Here is a 17,932-nt window from a genome sequence, read left to right on the forward strand (position 1 = left end):
CAATTAACTACTCACTAAAATATTTATACCCGAAAGTTTTCGGGTATAAATATTTTACATTACGTTTGGATTTTTTCTCAGCGTAACTTCTAATAATTTTTTATCTATTAGGAGTTAATGTTACGCGTAGACAGCACCAAACCTTGCCAAATAATTTATGCCATTGCCCGGCACGATTACCTGTCGTACGTTATAGAGCCGCATATTGTTCAGCTGAACCCCAACGGTGAGTTTTCTTTTACCCACCAGCGCTTATTCTCAAACACGGCCGAGGAATTTACTCATTGCATTGATGATACCGACCGTAAACTCATTAAGATACTGGAGGAAATTGAGCAGGGTAACATCATCAAAAAATATTATAAGAAACCCATTCGCCCGTTCGAGTTTTTTGCGAAGGTATTTACCGACCAGCTTTTTGATACCATCCGCCCAAAAATTGAAAAGAAACTGGTAGAGGCATTGGCCTTGATAGGCAGCGGTAACAAGCAGATATACCTAATGAGCAAGGAGGGCTACCCAGCCGGCCGTAAGGTGCATATTGCAGATGAGCCCGCTTCGGTGCTATTCCACTTTAGGCGCAACGAAGAGGAGATCCGCTACTTCCCTACCATCAAATACCAGGGCATGCGTATCGAATTTATGTTTAAAGATGCCGAGGTTATTTGCAACCACCCTGCCTGGATGCTGTTGGACGACACGCTGTATTATTTTGATAAAGAGATAGAAGGTAAAAAGCTACAGCCCTTTCTTAATAAACGATTTATCTCCATCCCAAAATCATCCGAGCAATCATACTTCGAAAAGTTTGTTGCCCCGCTGATAGAAAAGCATAACGTTTACGCCGAAGGGTTTACCATCAATACTGAGAAGCATGAGGCAACCGCTTTCCTGAAACCTATTTACGTAGAGGGCGGCACATCGCAGCTGCAACTATATTTTAAATATGCCGGTTATATTTTCCCTTACGGGGATGGCAGGACAATTTCCGTACGCATGGAGAAAACAGGCGACGATTACCTGTTCCATCGCATCAAACGCTCAGTAACCTGGGAGAAAGGCAAACTGGCGCAGTTAGAAGCTATGGGGCTAAAAACCGTTTCATCTTTATTCCAAAATTTGGAAGTTGCCAACCATCACGAGGAGGGCGACCGCTCGTTTCCCGTTTTTGAGTGGCTTAATCAGCATCACGACGCGCTAATTGAAAAAGGCTTTGAACTGGAACAACCCGATGGACAAAAGCGCTACGTATTCGGTAATACCAAAATAGACCTGGAGATAAGTGAGAATAACGACTGGTTTGATATCAACGCCGTGGTTTACTTTGGCCCGTATCGCATCCCGTTCATCCAGCTAAAAAATCATATCCTCAGCTATAAAAAAGAATTTATACTCCCATCGGGCGAGATAGCCGTTATCCCCGAAAGCTGGTTCTCGCAATACGGCAACCTGCTGCATTTTAGCGAGGGTGGCGATGAATTAAAGCTCCGTAGGCACCATATAGGTTTAGTTAATGACCTAAGCGACGGCGAAATGGCCGAAGTTGCCATGACCCGCAAGCTGCAAAAACTTACCGATTTTGAAGAAACCGAAGATGTACCTATGCCGGTAAATTTTGCCGGTAGTTTGCGCCCGTATCAAAAGGCGGGTTACAACTGGTTCCATTTTTTAAAGGAATACCACTTTGGCGGATGCCTGGCGGATGATATGGGACTTGGTAAAACCATCCAGACGCTTGCCCTGCTGCAAAAACATAAGGAAGATACCGAGGAAGTAGGAAGCAAAGCCACATCGTTGGTGATCATGCCAACCTCGCTGATCTATAACTGGCTTAACGAGGCTAAAAAATTCGCGCCGCAATTGAGGTTGATGGTGCACACCGGGGCGTTCCGTTATAAATCGGTAGAGGTTTTTGCCAATTATGATGTGGTGATCACCACTTACGGCATCAGCCGGATAGACATCGAAATGTTTAAGGCCTACTTTTTCGATTATGTAATATTGGATGAGAGCCAGAACATTAAAAACCCTTCTTCGAAATCATTCCAGTCGGTAAGGCAATTAAAATCGCGTTTTAAACTGATCCTGAGCGGTACGCCTGTAGAGAACTCGGTGAATGATCTTTGGACACAGATGTCGTTCATTAACCCCGGCTTATTAGGTACGCAGCAGTTTTTTATAAACGAATTTGTTACGCCGATAGAAAAGAAGAAGGACGAAGACAAAGCCCGCAAGCTGCAGGCCATCATCAAGCCTTTTGTATTGCGCCGTACTAAGGAGCAGGTAGCCACCGAGCTTCCTCCAAAAACCGAAACCTTGCTGTACTGCCAGATGAGCGAGGAGCAAGCCGAGGTATACGACAAAGTAAAATCGGAATACCGGAATGAATTGCTACGCAGCATTGAGGATGGTACCTACGCCAAAACCCAGATCCAGGTGTTGCAGGGCTTGATAAAATTGCGCCAGATCGCCAACCACCCATCTATGATAGATGCGGACTACGAAGGCGATAGCGGCAAATTTGAGAACGTTACCCACACCCTTACCAATGTTTTAAACGGCGGGCACAAGGTGCTGGTGTTTTCGCAGTTTGTAAAGCAGTTGACCATATACCGCAACCATTTTGATAAGGAAGGCATCCCATATGTTTACCTGGATGGCAGCACGCAAAACCGTGGCGACGTGGTAAAACAGTTCCAGGAGGATAAAAAGACAAGAGTGTTCTTAATATCTATTAAAGCAGGTGGCGTAGGCCTCAACCTAACGGAAGCCGATTACGTTTTTATCCTGGACCCATGGTGGAACCCTGCTGTTGAGCAGCAAGCTATTGACCGCACGCACCGCATCGGCCAAACTAAGAACGTATTCATCTACAAATTCATCACTAAAGACACCGTAGAAGAAAAGATCCTGGCCCTGCAGCAACGCAAACTAAGCCTGTCCCGCGCGTTGATCACCACCGAGGACAGTTTCATCAAATCGCTTACCGCGGATGATATTAAGGAGATATTGGGGTAGTGCCTTAAGTCAATTTCTGCGCCCGGCTTTGTAAAATGTTCACGTTCACGATTGTGAACACAGAGGGTTTTTTATAAATAGCTCATTATCAGGTATTCTTAAATTCAAATGGTGACAGTATCGTGCCACCATTTTATGTTTAAATATTATAGTAACATTTCCTTCCCCAAGGAGGATTAGGGAGGGCTTTCTGCGCCTTGTTAACGCCCTTTAAACGCCCTTAGAAAGCCACCCTGCCATCACACCATCCATCGTCTCCCTCGCTAAGGATGGTGTTTAAAAAACTTAGCCAACAAAAAAGGCTGATGAAAACATCAGCCTTGATCATATCTAAATTATTTCTTCCCTATCCTATAAAGCTTGCCGCTATCGGTCAACCCGTAAAGGGCGCCATCTTTACCGGTTACCAGGGCACGCCAGCGTTCGTTCTTATCTTTTAGCAAACGCTCTTCGCCAACTACTTTATTAGCGCGGATAACCAGCCTTGCAATGTGCTGGCCGCTTAAGCCAGCCACAAACAGGTTGTTTTTCCACTCGGCGATATTGCCGGTGTAAAAGGTGATGCCGCCCGGCGATATAGTTGGGTCCCAGTAATAAATTGGTTGGGTAACGCCTACTTTTTGCTGGATGCCGTCGCCTACTTTTTCGCCGCTGTATTCAATACCATAGGTAACTACAGGCCAGCCAAAGTTACGTCCCGGTTTTATGATGTTGATCTCATCGCCCCCGCGTGGGCCAAATTCCGCTTCCCAAAGTTCGCCGGTTGCCGGGTTCCAGGCCAGGCCATCGGGGTTGCGGATGCCGTATGCATAAACCTCGGGCAGGGCGTTGGCTTTACCCGTAAACGGGCCACCTGCAACGGCTTTACCCGCTTTGGTGATGTGGATGATTTTACCGATGCCGGCGCTCAGGTCCTGCGCTTTCATGCGGATATCGTTGCCGCTGCGTTCGCCCGTACTGATAAACAGGTTGCCTTGTTTATCAAACACAATGCGGCTGCCATATTGCAAAGTGCCTTTATAAGCAGGCGTGGCGCGATAGATCACTTCTACATTTTCTACCTTACTTTCATCTGCCGATAACTTGCCTTTGGCAATAGCCAGTAACGAACCACCATCGGCTTGTTCGGCATATCCCCAGTAGATCATGCGGTTAGTGGCAAATGCCGGGTCGATGGTTACATCCAGCAAACCGCCCTGGCCTTTAGCAACTACCGCTGGTAAACCGGCTATTTGTTTATCAAAGTCGCCGGTTGCTTTTAGTATGCGCATGGTGCCACCCTTTTCGGTTACCAAAAAGCGGCCGTCGGGCAATACGTGGATGCCCCATGGGTTTTTTAAGGTGCTGTTTATTACCCTTGCAGTGTATGGCGTTTTTGTTTTTATGCCACCTATCCGTGTTTGCCCGCGGAACGCAGGTTTATAAGTACTGTTGGGGTTTTGGGTTTCTACCGGTGCAAGCGTGGTATCGCGCTGCGCAGCATAACCTGCCGATATAGTGGCAGATAAACCCATCAGCAATAAAGCTTTTTTATAGTGCATCATCATAAGTAAATAGTTTTAAAGTTATACCATATTTGGTTTTAATGGCAGGCGTTGGTAACATATAAAATACCTTTTAGGGGTTAAGGCAGGCGCAATATATCAATTCATTTTCTTTAGGGGGGGGCATGGCCACAAACAAAACTATTTGCCGCCTGTATTAACAGCATATTAGCACAATTTTAAAAGCATGGTTAAAATTACTACCTATTACTCCCCGCTTATAGCTTGCTTTTTGTAACATTGCACAAATTTTAAGATTGACAGCCTCCGCAAAAAAAACAGTTTCGTACCTTATTAAAGCAACCATACTTGTTTTAGCGGGCCTGTTTATATACAATAAGTTTTTAGGAAAGAATGATAGCCTTAAACAATTCGAGGCATTAATAGCTGTCATCAGCCGAAACCAGGTCATTTACACGCTATTGGCAGTGGTGTTGCTTATGGCTATAAATTGGTTTCTGGAGAGCCTTAAATGGCAGTACCTTGCCAAAAAGTTAACAAAAATTTCTATCTGGGTAGCTGTTGAAGCAGTTTTTTGCGGGCTTACCTGGGCTGTTTTTACCCCCAATCGTATTGGCGAGTATGGCGGCCGCGTAATGTTCCTGCCAAACCGTAAACGCATCCACGGTGTGTTTGCCATGGCCGTTGGTGCATTCGCCCAAAACGTGATCACTAACCTCGTGGGCATAACCGCTTCTTTGTGGTTCATTTATTATTTTTTGGATGTTAATATCTGGCTTTACCTGTCGCTTTTGGCACTGTCTGCGGTATTTTTAGGCCTGTTTTTGGTGTTTTATTTCAACATTAAATGGCTGGTGGGTTTGCTTGATAAAATTGGGTTCCTTAAAAAGTATCATCGCTTTTTTGAGATAATGGGGCGATATAACATGAACGAACTTTTGGTGGTAATTGGCTATAGCCTTGCCCGTTTTTTTGTATTCTCGTTCCAGTATTATTTGATCATCCATTTGCTATTGCCTACTATCCCGTTTGCAGAGATGATGTTAACCGTATTTGTGTTCCTTTTTATCCAGTCGGCAATACCATCGCTCGATCTTTTAGACATTGGGGTACGAAGTTTTACGGCAATGCACCTGTTTTTATATATAACCAACCAGCAAATAGCTATAATTGCAGCGGTATCGTGTATCTGGTTAATTAACCTCATCATCCCTGCCATAATAGGTTCAGTATTTGTTTTTAAAATGAAGTTTTTTTGACCGCACTGTATAGCATTATCTCTTTATTACTTACGGGCCTGTACCTGTTAGTTGTTGCCTACCTCATAAGGGGATGGGCCGCGTTAAAACGCCCACCCATCAGCACATCCGGCTTTACAACCAAAGTTACTATCCTTATTGCCGCGCGTAACGAGGCCGCACGCATTCGCCTAACCATAGACGATATCATCGCTCAGGATTACCCTAAACAGCTTACCGAAATTATTATCGTAGATGACCACTCTACCGATGATACCGCTAACATCATTCGCAGTTATGCCGCACAGGGCGTAAAGCTTTTACAGCTTAACGAGGATAAACCACTAAACTCTTATAAGAAAAAGGCCATTGCCGAAGCCATTGCCCTGTCGCAAGGCGAACTAATGGTTTGTACCGATGCCGATTGCCGCATGGGTACAAAATGGCTGTCATCTGTAGTTGGTTATTACGAAATGCACCAGCCGGTAATGATCTCGTCGCCGGTAACTTACTTTGAAGAGAAAAGCCTGTTCGAGCTTTTACAAACCCTGGAGTTTTCCTATCTGATAGGTATTGGCGCGGCTTTTATAGGTAATGGCCGTGCATCAACCTGTAACGGGGCTAATTTTGCTTACCGTAAAGATGTGTTTTATGAGGTTGGGGGCTTTAAAGGGATAGATGATCTTGCCTCCGGCGATGACGAGTTGCTGCTGCAAAAGGTGGCAGAGGTTTATCCGCAAAAGATAGCGTTCTTTAAAAACCGGGATGCGGTGGTATTTACCCATGCCAAACATACCTTGCAGGGTTTTTTGCAGCAAAGGCGCAGGTGGGCGTCAAAATCTACCCGTTATAAAGATAAAAAGGTGGTAGCGCTGGCTGTTTGTATCTGGCTCTTCAACCTGTCGCTGCTGGTAAATGCGGGATTAAGCTTTTACAGCCTTGTTTATCTGAAGCTTTTTTTGGTGCAGTTCCTGTTAAAGTATTTGATAGAGGTGGCTTTTTTATTACCTATCACAGCCTTTTTTAGGCGCTCTAATTTAGTGAGCCTGCTTATATTACTTGGCCCCATCCACATCATTTACTTTGTATATGTAGGCCTTATTGGCAATACCCGCAAATATGCCTGGAAGGGGCGTATTGTTAAATAGCATTGGCAAATTTCCCATCGGTTAAAAAAAGCGATACATATCCTTTAAAAAAGGAATATTTCGCTATTTTACGCTGCCTAATTTAATAATGCAAAATAACAACGATAGTTCTGGCGAAGATGAATTGATCAGACTGCTGCTTAAAAGGCAGTCTGAGTTGAATTCCCTTTTGGAAGTAACAAGGGCTATAAACAAGAACACCTCAACCTCAACATTAATCCAAATGCTGGAGGTTATCCTCAAAAACTATTTACAGGTAGGAAAATTCCGTTTCCTGATAGAAAAGGATGGCGCATACAGCTGTATCTCTAAATATGGCGGCGAGATCGAAAGCGCCGTTACCCTAAACCACCTCTGGGAGCATTTAAGTAAAATTAAAGCCCCTGCCGAGCTTACCAGCCATGCCGATAAGATATTAAGCAGGTATAATTATTTTATCCCTATTTACCACAAAAACAAAGCTTTAGCGTTCGCGCTCATCGGAGATTTTAATACCTCGGGCGATATGTTGAACAATGACCTGAACTTTATCCAGACATTGATCAACGTTATTGTGGTGGCGTTAGAAAACAAAAAACTTTTTCGCGAACGCCTGCAAGCCGAACGTTTTCAGCGCGAAATGGAACTGGCTGTTGAAGTGCAGAACATGCTGATACCGCTTAGGGAGCATAAAGAAGACAGCGTAGAGGTTGGTGCCCGTTACCTGCCCCACCAGGACATAGGAGGCGATTATTTCGATTTTTTCCGCATTAACGAAGCCGAATTTTTATGGTGCGTTGCCGATGTATCGGGCAAAGGGATTTCTGCTGCGTTGCTGATGGCAAATTTCCAGGCAAGCCTGCATGGCCTGGCGGCGATAGAAGAAGACCTAACTACGGTTGTGGAGCGGTTAAACAAAATTATGATCAGGAATACCAAAGGCGAGCGTTTTATAACGCTGTTTTTGGCCAAGTATAACGAGCGTACCCGTAAGCTTAACTATATTAACGCGGGCCATAATCCAACTATATTATATTCGAACGGGGAAGCCATCCCGCTGAAACTGGGTACCACAATGATAGGCGCCTTTGATGAATTGCCATTTTTAAACGAAGGCGAACTTGACCTGGAGCCGGGCAGCCTGCTATTTAATTATACTGATGGTTTAATGGATCACGAATCGCAAAACGCCAAAAACTGGAGTGAGGAAAAGCTGCTTGAATTTGTGATAGCCAATGGCGAACTTACCCCCGACGAGTTTAACGAGGCCCTGATGAACCACATTAACCAGGTTGTAAAAGGTAAACCTATTGATGATATAACGTTGCTGACGTTGCGGATCTCTTAGGCCTACCCGAACAACAACCCAAACACCTCTTCTATCCTGCCCACAACTTTCACATCGATGGTATAACGCGACAGGTCGAGCCGTTTTTTATCTTTCGCGGCGGTTGGCATATTGTATTTAGAGATAAAGATCTGCTCGAAGCCAAGCTTTTGCGCTTCGGCTATTCGCTGTTCCACGCGGTTAACGGCACGGATCTCGCCCGATAAACCTATCTCACCCGCGAAACAGGTTTTTGCCGGAATGGGGATATCCTCGTGCGAGGAGATAATTGCCGCTGCCAGGCCCAGATCAATAGCGGGGTCCTCTACACGGATGCCACCGGTGATATTAAGGAATACGTCTTTAGCACCAAGGCGGAAACCACAGCGTTTTTCTAATACGGCCAGCAGCATGCTCATTCGTTTGGTGTCAAAGCCCGTAGCGGTTCGCTGGGGCGTTCCGTAAGCGGATGTGCTCACCAACGCCTGGGTTTCTATCAGCATTGGCCTCAAGCCCTCTAACGTGGCCGATATGGTGATGCCGCTTAAGGGTTCGTCCCGTTGGGATAATAAGATCTCTGATGGATTAGACACCTCGCGCAAGCCCTCGCCCAACATCTCGTATATGCCGATCTCTGATGATGAGCCGAAACGGTTTTTGATGGTGCGCAATATGCGGTAAACGTGGTGGCGGTCGCCTTCAAACTGCAGTACGGTATCAACCATGTGTTCCAATATTTTTGGTCCGGCTATCATGCCATCCTTGGTAATGTGACCAATTAAAAATACCGGGGTAGATGTCTCCTTAGCAAAACGCAAAAGCTCGGCAGTACATTCCCTCACTTGCGATACACTACCCGGGGTTGATTCCACATGCGATGAGTGCAAGGTTTGGATAGAATCTATCACCAGGATATCCGGCTGTAATTCCTCTATCTGCTTAAATATGTTTTGGGTTGAGGTCTCGGTCAGGATGAAACATCCTTTTCCAAATTCCTCTTTTAATTCTTTATTCTTTGCCCGTTCCTGTTGGGTATCTAATGACACCAAACGCTCCGCACGCATCTTTATCTGGTGGTCGCTTTCCTCGCCGGATACGTATAGCACTTTTACATTAGGCATATTAAGCGCCAGCTGCAGCATCAGGGTTGATTTACCAATACCCGGTTCGCCTCCTATTAAAACTAATGAACCGGCTACAATGCCACCACCTAATACCCGGTTAAATTCTTTATCGGGCGTAAGCAGGCGATGTTCTTCTTTAAAAGTGATTTCGCCCACCTCAACCGGCTTGTTGGCACGTTGCGATGATGCAGGGCTTGCCTTCCAGTTGGGTACAGATGCGTTCGATTTTTCTAAAATTTCTTCAACAAAAGTATTCCATTGCTGGCAGCTTGGGCATTTACCCAGCCACTTGGCCGATTCGTAACCACAGCTTTGACAGAAATAAGCGATTTTAGATTTAGCCAATTTGATATTTGATTTAGAAGTACAACCGTTTTGCCAATAAAATTAGCAATTATAAATGAATGCTGCAAATAGGGTGGCTTTATAGAGTGTTAGAAACAAAAAAGAGCAGATGCTATTAACACCTGCTCTTTCAAAAACCTGCCTTAGGGCAATTTATAACTTAATCTCTTCGTCTTTCGCAGAGAAGAAATGGAACTCGGTGATCTGGTAAGCAGGGTTGCTTTTCACCTTTATCCATTGGTTGTATTTAAAGTACCATTTCATTTGGCGGTTAAATAACCCCTTTTTAATGTATGCCTCAATGTACGGGTGTACACAAAGCGTAATGTTTTTCTCGTTTTGCTCTTCAAGTATGTAATTGAAGTTTGTTTCAATATCATCTATCAGCAATACTGTTGGCCTTATAGTACCGGTACCGCCACAAGCAGGGCAAACCTCGCTGGTAACAATATTCATTTCGGGCCTTACACGCTGGCGTGTAATTTGTATCAGGCCAAATTTGCTCGGCGGCAAAATGGTATGCTTGGCACGGTCGTCCGCCATTTGGGCTTTCAGGTAATCAAAAAGCTCTTTACGGTTGGTTGGCTTGTGCATGTCAATAAAATCGACAACCACTATACCACCCATATCGCGCAGGCGCAACTGGCGTGCTATCTCTTTGGCGGCTTCCTTATTTACCTGGTACGCGTTCTCTTCCTGGTTCTCTTTATTAGCTGTACGGTTACCGCTGTTTACGTCAATAACGTGCAAGGCTTCTGTATGCTCAATAACCAGGTAGGCGCCACCGGCAAGGTTTACCGTTTTCCCGAAGGTCGATTTGATCTGCTTATCCACACCATGGTGCTCAAAAATAGGCTCTTTGTGTTTATGCAAGCGTACAATGCCCTCTAAATCGGGAGATATCTCGTGTATGTACGACCTAACCTCTTCATACATACTCTGCTCATTCACATAAATATGCTGAAAATCGGGGTTTAAGATATCCCTCAGGATGGTAGATGTACGGCCAATTTCACCTAAAACCTTTTTAGAAGGTTCGGTGCCATGCAGCTTGGTAACAAATGTTTCCCATTTGGATATCAGGTCTAACAGATCCTTCTGCAACTCGGGCACACCTTTACCTTCAGATACGGTACGTATAATAACGCCGAAATGCTTAGGTTTAATGCTTTCAACCACCTTACGCAGGCGGTTGCGTTCCGTATTGCTCTTGATCTTTTTTGAGATAGATATCACCTCAGAAAAAGGCACAAGTACTACATACCGGCCTGCTATTGAGAGGTCGGAACTTAAGCGGGGGCCTTTTGTTGAAATTGGCTCCTTGGCTATTTGTACAGGTACAAGCAGGCCTTTTGATACTACATCAGAGATCTTGCCCCCTTTGTTAATATCAGCTTCCGGCTTAAAGTTATCTAAAAGCTTCGATTGGTACCCACCGCTACGTACTTGTTTTGTAAGCTTAAGCAGGCTTTGTACCTGCGGCCCCAAATCAAGGTAATGCAAAAAGGCATCCTTCTCATAACCTACGTCCACAAATGCGGCATTCAGGCTCGGCATAATTTTTTTAATGCGGCCTAAATAAATATCGCCAACAGTATAATTGTTAGTGATATGCTCTTTGTGGAGTTCTACAAGTTGTTTGTCCTGTAATAATGCAATAGTAGCCCCGTTGGGGGATGAATCGATAATTAATTCTTTTATCAATTGCTACTCCATTTCTTAAAACGGTGCAAAATTGCACCGCGAGTTAATAAGTGGGTAAAAAACTCACATAAAAACCCCGGCACAGGCCGGGGTAATAAACTACCTAAGTAGCCTATTTTTTCTTATGTCTGTTTTTTCTTAAACGCTTTTTGCGTTTGTGGGTAGCCATTTTATGTCTCTTACGTTTTTTACCGCTTGGCATAGTAATAATGTTTAAATGTGATTATTTATTTCTTTAATTCCTTTATATACTCATCAATGCGCTGCCCTGCAGAAGGGTCGCCCATAATATCTTTGCATTTTTCATAAGCGGCAATCGCTTCTTTCTTTTTACCCAGCTGCTTATAGCTTTCGGCTAAATAAAAGTATGGTTCAAGCTCTTCTTTTTGCGCAATAAGCGTTTTAAACCTGTCAACCGCTTTTTCGTACTGGCCGCTCTTCATGGCAAACATGCCTAAATTTAGCAGTGCGTCGTGGTTATTAGGGTCTTGTTTTACTACATCAAGCAAAAGTGAAATACCCTGCATTGGCATAGCGCCGCCATTTACATAAGCAACACCTAAACCTGTCTTGGCCTCAAGGCTGGCAGGCTGTAGTTTGGCAGCATTTTTAAATGCATCAACTGCATTTAATATATACGTACCCTGTGCCGATGTATCTTGCGACAACTTGTAAGCAGCATTAAAACCTTTACCTGCGTCTAACCAATCTGCCATGGCATTGCTTTTTTGGGCAATATCCAGGTAGTAGAAAGCTGCCGGGGCGGGCTGTGCAACGCTATCCCATATTTTGGCTATTTGCCTTTTCAGGGTAGCTTTGTCAGCATCGCCTGCTGTTTTAAGCTTATTTTCAAGTGTGCTTATTTGTTTTGCAACAGAAGCATCAATATTGACCTTGGCCGAAGCTGATACTGTAGCCACATTTATGTTAGCGTTTGCCTTAACCATTGGTGCAGCGCCCGCAGCAGCCTGGCCACGTTTTGCTTCTTTGGCTTGCGACAAACCCTTAACCGGTAACGAATACAAATAGCCCATAATAGCAACTACTGCTACAACTACAACTATCTGTTTAACTTTCATACTAATTATTTGGTTGCGTTAGTTGTTTTGTTACCGCTTCTTACTTTCTCAACAAAAGTTTTAGCCGGTTTAAAACTTGGTACAAAATGCTCAGGGATTATAATGGCAGTGTTTTTTGAAATGTTACGGGCTGTTTTTTTAGCTCTCTTTTTAACTACAAAGCTACCGAAACCTCTTACGTATACGTTTTCGCCGCCAACCATTGAGGTTTTAACTACTTTGAAAAACGCCTCAACAGTTTCCTGCACGTCCACTTTTTCTATTCCTGTTTTAGATGAGATTTCAGCTATAATTTCTGCCTTGGTCATATCTTGTTTTCTTTTATTTAAATGTATAAATACTTAACTGTTTTGGGGTTGCAAAAGTATCGCTTTAAAATTAAAGAATAAAATAAATAGTAGATTTTTTTTCGAAGGGGGCAAAATGGGCATTTTTCAACCACAATTATGATACTCAGATGATAAGGCGTTACTTTGCAGAAGATGAATTTTAATGCCGAACTGGTAAACTGGTATAACAATAATAAACGCGATCTGCCCTGGCGCAATACTACTGATGCTTATATAATATGGCTGTCTGAAATTATATTACAGCAAACCCGCGTAGAGCAGGGTATGCCCTATTTTTATCGCTTTGCGGAAAGATACCCAACCGTAACTGCCTTTGCAGCAGCGCACGAGGACGAAGTGTTACGATTATGGCAAGGACTGGGTTATTACTCGCGAGGGCGTAATATGTTAAAGACGGCGCAGCTGGTTCAGGAAAAATACAATGGTGTATTCCCGGTAAAATATGATGAGCTGATAAAACTTAAAGGTATAGGCGAATACACAGCTGCCGCAATTTCCTCATTTTCGGCTAACGAAGCGAGGGCGGTTGTAGATGGTAACGTTTACCGGGTGCTGGCGCGATATTTTGGGGTTGATGAGCCGATAAATTCGCCCAAAGGCAAAAAAATGTTCCAGCAAATGGCGGATGGACTGCTTAATAAGGAGCAACCGGCAGCGCATAACCAGGCCATGATGGAGTTTGGGGCGATGCTGTGCAAGCCAAAAAAACCTGCCTGCGGTATTTGCCCTTTAAGAGTAGGGTGTGTTGCTTTCAAAACAAACGCAACTGGATATTTGCCTGTGAAATTAAAGACGGTTAAAATCCGAAAGAGATTTTTTAACTATATGTTAATTTCTGATGGTAAAAAGGTCCTGATTAACAAGCGCGGCGAGGGCGATATTTGGGCAAATATGTACGATTTGCCATTGATTGAAACGCCTGAATTAATGGAGGCTGTTGAGGTTTTAGCCCTGCCGCAGATGAATGTTTTTGGACGGAATGTTGCCTTAAAGGATAATTCGGCTGTAATTAAGCATGTATTAACGCATCAGCATTTATTTATCAGGTTTTTTGTGTTGAAAGATTTTCCCGAAAAACTGCAGGAAAGTTGGTTTATTACAGATGTGGAAGAGTTGGAAAACTTAGCGCTCCCAAAAGCTATTTTTATATTTATAAAATATTTTTTTAATTTTTAAATAATTCTCCGTTAATTTATAACATGTCTGGAATTAATAAAGTAATACTGGTTGGGCATTTGGGAAAAGACCCTGAAGTACGCCATTTAGAGGGTGGGGTTGCAGTGGCAAGTTTCCCGTTAGCAACGTCTGAAACATTTAACAAAGACGGCCGTAAGGTTGAACAAACCGAATGGCACAACATTGTAATGTGGCGCGGCCTTGCTGATGTTGCAGCTAAGTTTTTACAAAAAGGCAAACTGGTTTATATAGAAGGTAAGCTGCGTACACGCTTTTTCGAAGACAAAGACGGTATTAAAAAATACACTACCGAAGTAGTTGCTGAGAACTTTACCATGCTGGGCCGTAAAACCGATTTTGAGAATGATAGCTCTGCTAAACCAGCCCTTAAAACATCAGACACCGACGGTTACCGCAACAATGATGCAGACGACCTTCCATTTTAACCAATCATAATTCTATCTTTAGATAAATAACGAATATCGAATGATGAAGCATAAATTTTATTGATCGATACCATCTTTTTACAAATAAATAATGCCGCGTTAAATTAGCACCTCAAAGCCTGTGTAAAATACCTTCATGAAAAAATTATCTCTACTTATTATCGCTCTTGTTTGCTTTACTACCGTTAACGCCCAAAATATCGACAGGAGTAAATTTATTAAGGACAGTCTCGATCTATACATTAACAAAGCCCTCACCAACTGGCGCATCCCGGGCGTAGCGGTTTGTATTGTTAAGGACGGTAAAATTATACTGGCTAAAGGCTACGGTATTAAAGAGCTTGGCCTACCCGGTAAAGTAGATCAGAATACGCTATTCATGATAGGCAGCAATACCAAGGCCTTCACGGCAACTGCATTAGCTATGCTACAGGCCGAAAAAAAGATCTCCCTTGATGAAAAGGTAACCAAATATATTCCCGAATTTAAGCTGGAGAACAAGCCTGCAGGCGAAATGGCCATAGTAAAAGATTTGCTGAGCCACCGTTTAGGTTTCCGCACCTTCCAGGGCGATTTTACCTTTTATAATACCAACCTAAGCAGGCACGAAGTAATAGAAAAGCTGGGTAAAATGAAGGCCACTTATCCCTTCCGTACTACATGGGGATATACTAATTCGGCATTTTTAACAGCTGGCGAGATCATACCGAGGGTTACCGGCAAACAATGGGAAGTGTTTTTAAAGGAAAGCATTTTTGCCCCGCTTGGGATGACCAATACCCTTGCCCTTACTGCCGAAATGCCCAAAGCGCTTAACCGTACTGTTCCGCATACCTTAATTGATGGCAGGCTATCAGCCATTCCGTATTGTAACATTGATGGCCTGGCTCCTGCTGGAAGTATCAGCTCATCCGCAACAGATATGGGTAAATGGGTAATGGCCTTGCTTGATAATGGCAAGGTGGGCAATAAACAGGTGATCCCCGCCGCTGCAATTGCTGCTACCCGCCAACCGCAGGACTTTGTAAGCAGCGTAAGCCACTTAAACGGCGAAATAGGCTTTGAGCTGTACGGCCTTGGCTGGTTTTTGCAGGATTACAGCGGCCGCCGCCTGGTAATGCACGATGGTGGTGTTAACGGTTATGTATCATCGGTTACGTTGGTACCTAAAGAGAACCTGGGCATCGTTATCCTAACCAATACCGACCAAAACTCCCTTTACGAAGCCATGCGCTGGGACATTTTGGATGCTTTCTTTAAAAACAAAAACAACCATTACAACGATACTTATTTGGGATATAATAAAGCGAATACAACCAACTTCCAGGCTATTGACAAGAAAATGCGCGACAGCACATTGCTGAACCTGAAGCCGCAGCTATCTACAGGCAAATACACCGGCAAGTATGTGAACGACCTGTATGGCAGCCTGGAAATTACCCCCGGCGATGCCGGTAATGACCTGGAGATCCGCTTTGAGCACCACCCCAAAATGTTTGCCCGCTTGCAGCCCCTTGGCGCTAACCGCTTCTACGTAACCTTCTCCGATCCGGTATTGGGTAAAGCCATATTTCCATTCACAGTTGTGGATGGCAAGGTAACCGGGGTACGCGTTAAGGTAGCCGACTTTGTAGAGTACAACGCCTACGATTTTAAAAAGGTGGATAAATAGACGCCCATGGTGATGATAAAATGTTCACGTTCACGGTATGAACACATATACTAATATTTGTAAATAACAGATAATTAGATATTTAAAGATTTGACTACTGACAAAACATTGCCACCATTTATTATTAATTTTTTTAGGGTAAAAATTAATAATAAAACCGGCCTATATCCGCACTTAAAACGACCTCGGGTGATACCTGATTGTGACCAATTACAACCAATCCGCCAATCCCAATTTTAAGATCTCTATTAATTGCGGGTCGTTAAATTGATAGTCGTCCGGGATATTAAGTACGATGATTTTCTTTTGGAGGGCATCAAATTGTTGCTTGATGATATCGCGGTGCTTATACTCCATCACAAAAACCACATCTGCCCAATCCATTAATTTTTGGTGAGCTTAATGCGCGCTTTATCACGGGTACCGGCGCTGCGTGCATTATGCAGTTGATGGCCTTTAAATAACAGTTCGGCAGTGGGGCTGCGCCATTGGTTTTTACTGCAGATGAAGAGAAGGTTGGGCACGGTGTATTAACTAACTGCTAAAATACGTATTGCGGCGGTTGCTATTAAAACCATTATAGCAAGATAGAATATGATCCTGCCTTGCGCCCTGTCACTTTCAATATAACTGTAAACCTGCTCGCCATTGGGCAATATTTTTTTACTGCTGAATAAGTGCCAACCAATAAAGGCGCCTAAACCACCAACAAGCAAAGCAAAAATATTAGTATCAGAAGAAAAAGAAATATCGCAAGCTGGGATATGAAATATTTGAGTAAGCTTCTTAATTTTTAATGCGTTTGCCTTGGTGCGGTTATTGTGGTAATTCTAAAGTATAAAAAAACGAGAGAGCTCAGGCTTTCCCGTTAACTTTTCCGGACGGTAGTGTAATTAAATATTAAAATATGGAAACGATTAACCTTTTAGAACGGATCACTAAAATAATTTCTCAAGAGGGTCCCACGGTTGAAGAATTTGGGGAATTTACAATTGTCGTAAATGAGTTGGTCCGCCAAATTAGTGAAAACAAATTATCACATGCCCAACTGCAAAATCTTAAAAATAATTGTGAATTTCTGAAAGATGAAAGATCAATAATGGGGCACATTTTAACCAAACCTTATGGCTATGCTGGTGATTTCCATATTATTGATCGAATTTACACTCAGGATACTTCCGCTAAATTTTCAAAATGGGATAGATATTCGCTTTCGAACTCTGCAGCACAGGCAGTTAGAAATAGAAAAGATTACTTTAAGGAAAAAGTCATGCACAGTTTAAAAGAAGGTGAATCTCTTTTGAATATAGCCAGTGGACCAGCACGTGACCTTTACGAGTTATATAATGAGAATCCAATACTAGATATAAAAACGACTTGCGTTGAAATGGATGAGAAAGCAATTAGTTATGCTAGAGTATTAAATAAACATTATTTAGACAAAATCACATTCATTCAAAAGAGTATTTTTCGTTTCAATACTGAAAATAAATTCAATATAATTTGGTCTGCGGGACTTTTTGATTATTTTGATAATAAAGCATTTATAATGTTACTAAAAAAATTCAAAGAATGGTTAAAAAATGATGGCGAAATAATTATTGGCAACTTTAATGAAAATCACAACCCAAGCAGGGCATATATGGAATTTTTTGGCGACTGGTATTTAAACCATCGGACCGAAGAACAGATATATCATCTTGCAAGACAGGCAGGATATGATCAACTAAACATTACTGTTGGACGAGAGCCAGAAAACGTAAATCTATTTCTCCACTTGCGAAAATAGCACATTCATGACTGTCATAAAACATCTAACTA

Annotated in this window: 15 protein-coding genes; 8 read left to right on the top strand and 7 right to left on the bottom strand. The window is 43.1% G+C overall.

The features are described from left to right. Positions 1 to 117: 117 nt before the first annotated feature. Positions 118 to 3,018: a DEAD/DEAH box helicase gene (locus RHM67_RS01925; protein ID WP_322230110.1), complete on the top strand. Its 2,901-nt coding sequence runs from the start codon at positions 118 to 120 to the stop codon at positions 3,016 to 3,018. A 335-nt stretch (positions 3,019 to 3,353) separates the two neighbouring features. Here RHM67_RS01925 and RHM67_RS01930 read toward each other — a convergent pair whose 3' ends face one another. Continuing rightward, complete coding sequence (locus RHM67_RS01930) at positions 3,354 to 4,565, bottom strand: PQQ-dependent sugar dehydrogenase (RefSeq protein WP_322230112.1); 1,212 nt, start codon at positions 4,563 to 4,565, stop codon at positions 3,354 to 3,356. A 254-nt stretch (positions 4,566 to 4,819) separates the two neighbouring features. Between RHM67_RS01930 and RHM67_RS01935 the strand changes: the two genes are divergently transcribed. From RHM67_RS01935 to RHM67_RS01945, 3 genes are all read left to right on the top strand, one after another. Further along, positions 4,820 to 5,782 (top strand): lysylphosphatidylglycerol synthase domain-containing protein, encoded by a 963-nt coding sequence (locus RHM67_RS01935; RefSeq protein WP_322230114.1) that lies wholly within the window; start codon positions 4,820 to 4,822, stop codon positions 5,780 to 5,782. Beyond that, positions 5,779 to 6,909 (top strand): glycosyltransferase family 2 protein, encoded by a 1,131-nt coding sequence (locus RHM67_RS01940; RefSeq protein ID WP_322230116.1) that lies wholly within the window; start codon positions 5,779 to 5,781, stop codon positions 6,907 to 6,909. Before RHM67_RS01935 ends, RHM67_RS01940 begins: the two co-directional genes overlap by 4 nt. An 88-nt stretch (positions 6,910 to 6,997) precedes the next feature. Then, positions 6,998 to 8,236 (top strand): PP2C family protein-serine/threonine phosphatase, encoded by a 1,239-nt coding sequence (locus RHM67_RS01945; protein ID WP_322230118.1) that lies wholly within the window; start codon positions 6,998 to 7,000, stop codon positions 8,234 to 8,236. A 2-nt stretch (positions 8,237 to 8,238) separates the two neighbouring features. On the opposite strand, the gene radA is transcribed toward RHM67_RS01945, so the two are convergent. From radA to RHM67_RS01965, 4 genes are all read right to left on the bottom strand, one after another. Beyond that, the gene (gene radA, locus RHM67_RS01950; RefSeq protein ID WP_322230120.1) at positions 8,239 to 9,684 is read right to left on the bottom strand and encodes a DNA repair protein RadA; all 1,446 of its coding nucleotides are present in this window, start codon (positions 9,682 to 9,684) and stop codon (positions 8,239 to 8,241) included. Positions 9,685 to 9,837: 153 nt separating this feature from the next. Continuing rightward, positions 9,838 to 11,388 carry an Rne/Rng family ribonuclease gene (locus RHM67_RS01955; RefSeq protein WP_322230122.1) on the bottom strand — a complete coding sequence of 517 codons (1,551 nt, stop codon included), beginning with the start codon at positions 11,386 to 11,388 and terminating at the stop codon, positions 9,838 to 9,840. Positions 11,389 to 11,615: 227 nt separating this feature from the next. Beyond that, the gene (locus RHM67_RS01960; RefSeq protein WP_322230125.1) at positions 11,616 to 12,467 is read right to left on the bottom strand and encodes a tetratricopeptide repeat protein; all 852 of its coding nucleotides are present in this window, start codon (positions 12,465 to 12,467) and stop codon (positions 11,616 to 11,618) included. Between the two features lie 5 nt (positions 12,468 to 12,472). After that, entirely contained in the window at positions 12,473 to 12,775 is a 303-nt protein-coding gene (locus tag RHM67_RS01965; RefSeq protein WP_252758795.1) for an HU family DNA-binding protein, read from the bottom strand. A gap of 174 nt (positions 12,776 to 12,949) precedes the next feature. Here RHM67_RS01965 and mutY point away from each other — a divergent pair, with 174 nt between their 5' ends. The 3 genes from mutY (at position 12,950) to RHM67_RS01980 (ending at position 16,111) form a co-directional block, all read left to right on the top strand. After that, positions 12,950 to 13,993: an A/G-specific adenine glycosylase gene (mutY, locus tag RHM67_RS01970; RefSeq protein ID WP_322230128.1), complete on the top strand. Its 1,044-nt coding sequence runs from the start codon at positions 12,950 to 12,952 to the stop codon at positions 13,991 to 13,993. Positions 13,994 to 14,016: 23 nt separating this feature from the next. After that, positions 14,017 to 14,439 carry a single-stranded DNA-binding protein gene (locus tag RHM67_RS01975; RefSeq protein ID WP_322230130.1) on the top strand — a complete coding sequence of 141 codons (423 nt, stop codon included), beginning with the start codon at positions 14,017 to 14,019 and terminating at the stop codon, positions 14,437 to 14,439. A gap of 136 nt (positions 14,440 to 14,575) precedes the next feature. Then, positions 14,576 to 16,111, top strand: coding sequence for a serine hydrolase (locus tag RHM67_RS01980; protein WP_322230133.1), 1,536 nt, complete (start codon positions 14,576 to 14,578; stop codon positions 16,109 to 16,111). A 210-nt stretch (positions 16,112 to 16,321) separates the two neighbouring features. Here the strand turns inward: RHM67_RS01980 and RHM67_RS01985 are convergent, their stop codons facing one another. Both RHM67_RS01985 and RHM67_RS01990 read right to left on the bottom strand, forming a co-directional pair. Further along, positions 16,322 to 16,495 carry a hypothetical protein gene (locus RHM67_RS01985; RefSeq protein ID WP_322230135.1) on the bottom strand — a complete coding sequence of 58 codons (174 nt, stop codon included), beginning with the start codon at positions 16,493 to 16,495 and terminating at the stop codon, positions 16,322 to 16,324. Continuing rightward, entirely contained in the window at positions 16,495 to 16,635 is a 141-nt protein-coding gene (locus RHM67_RS01990; protein ID WP_322230137.1) for a hypothetical protein, read from the bottom strand. Before RHM67_RS01990 ends, RHM67_RS01985 begins: the two co-directional genes overlap by 1 nt. Before the next feature lie 383 nt (positions 16,636 to 17,018). Between RHM67_RS01990 and RHM67_RS01995 the strand changes: the two genes are divergently transcribed. Next, on the top strand, positions 17,019 to 17,900 hold the full coding sequence (locus tag RHM67_RS01995) for a class I SAM-dependent methyltransferase (protein ID WP_322230138.1): 882 nt from the start codon (positions 17,019 to 17,021) through the stop codon (positions 17,898 to 17,900). Positions 17,901 to 17,932 lie beyond the last annotated feature (32 nt).

Source organism: Mucilaginibacter sp. 5C4, from assembly GCF_034345625.1.
Lineage (GTDB): Bacteria > Bacteroidota > Bacteroidia > Sphingobacteriales > Sphingobacteriaceae > Mucilaginibacter > Mucilaginibacter aurantiaciroseus.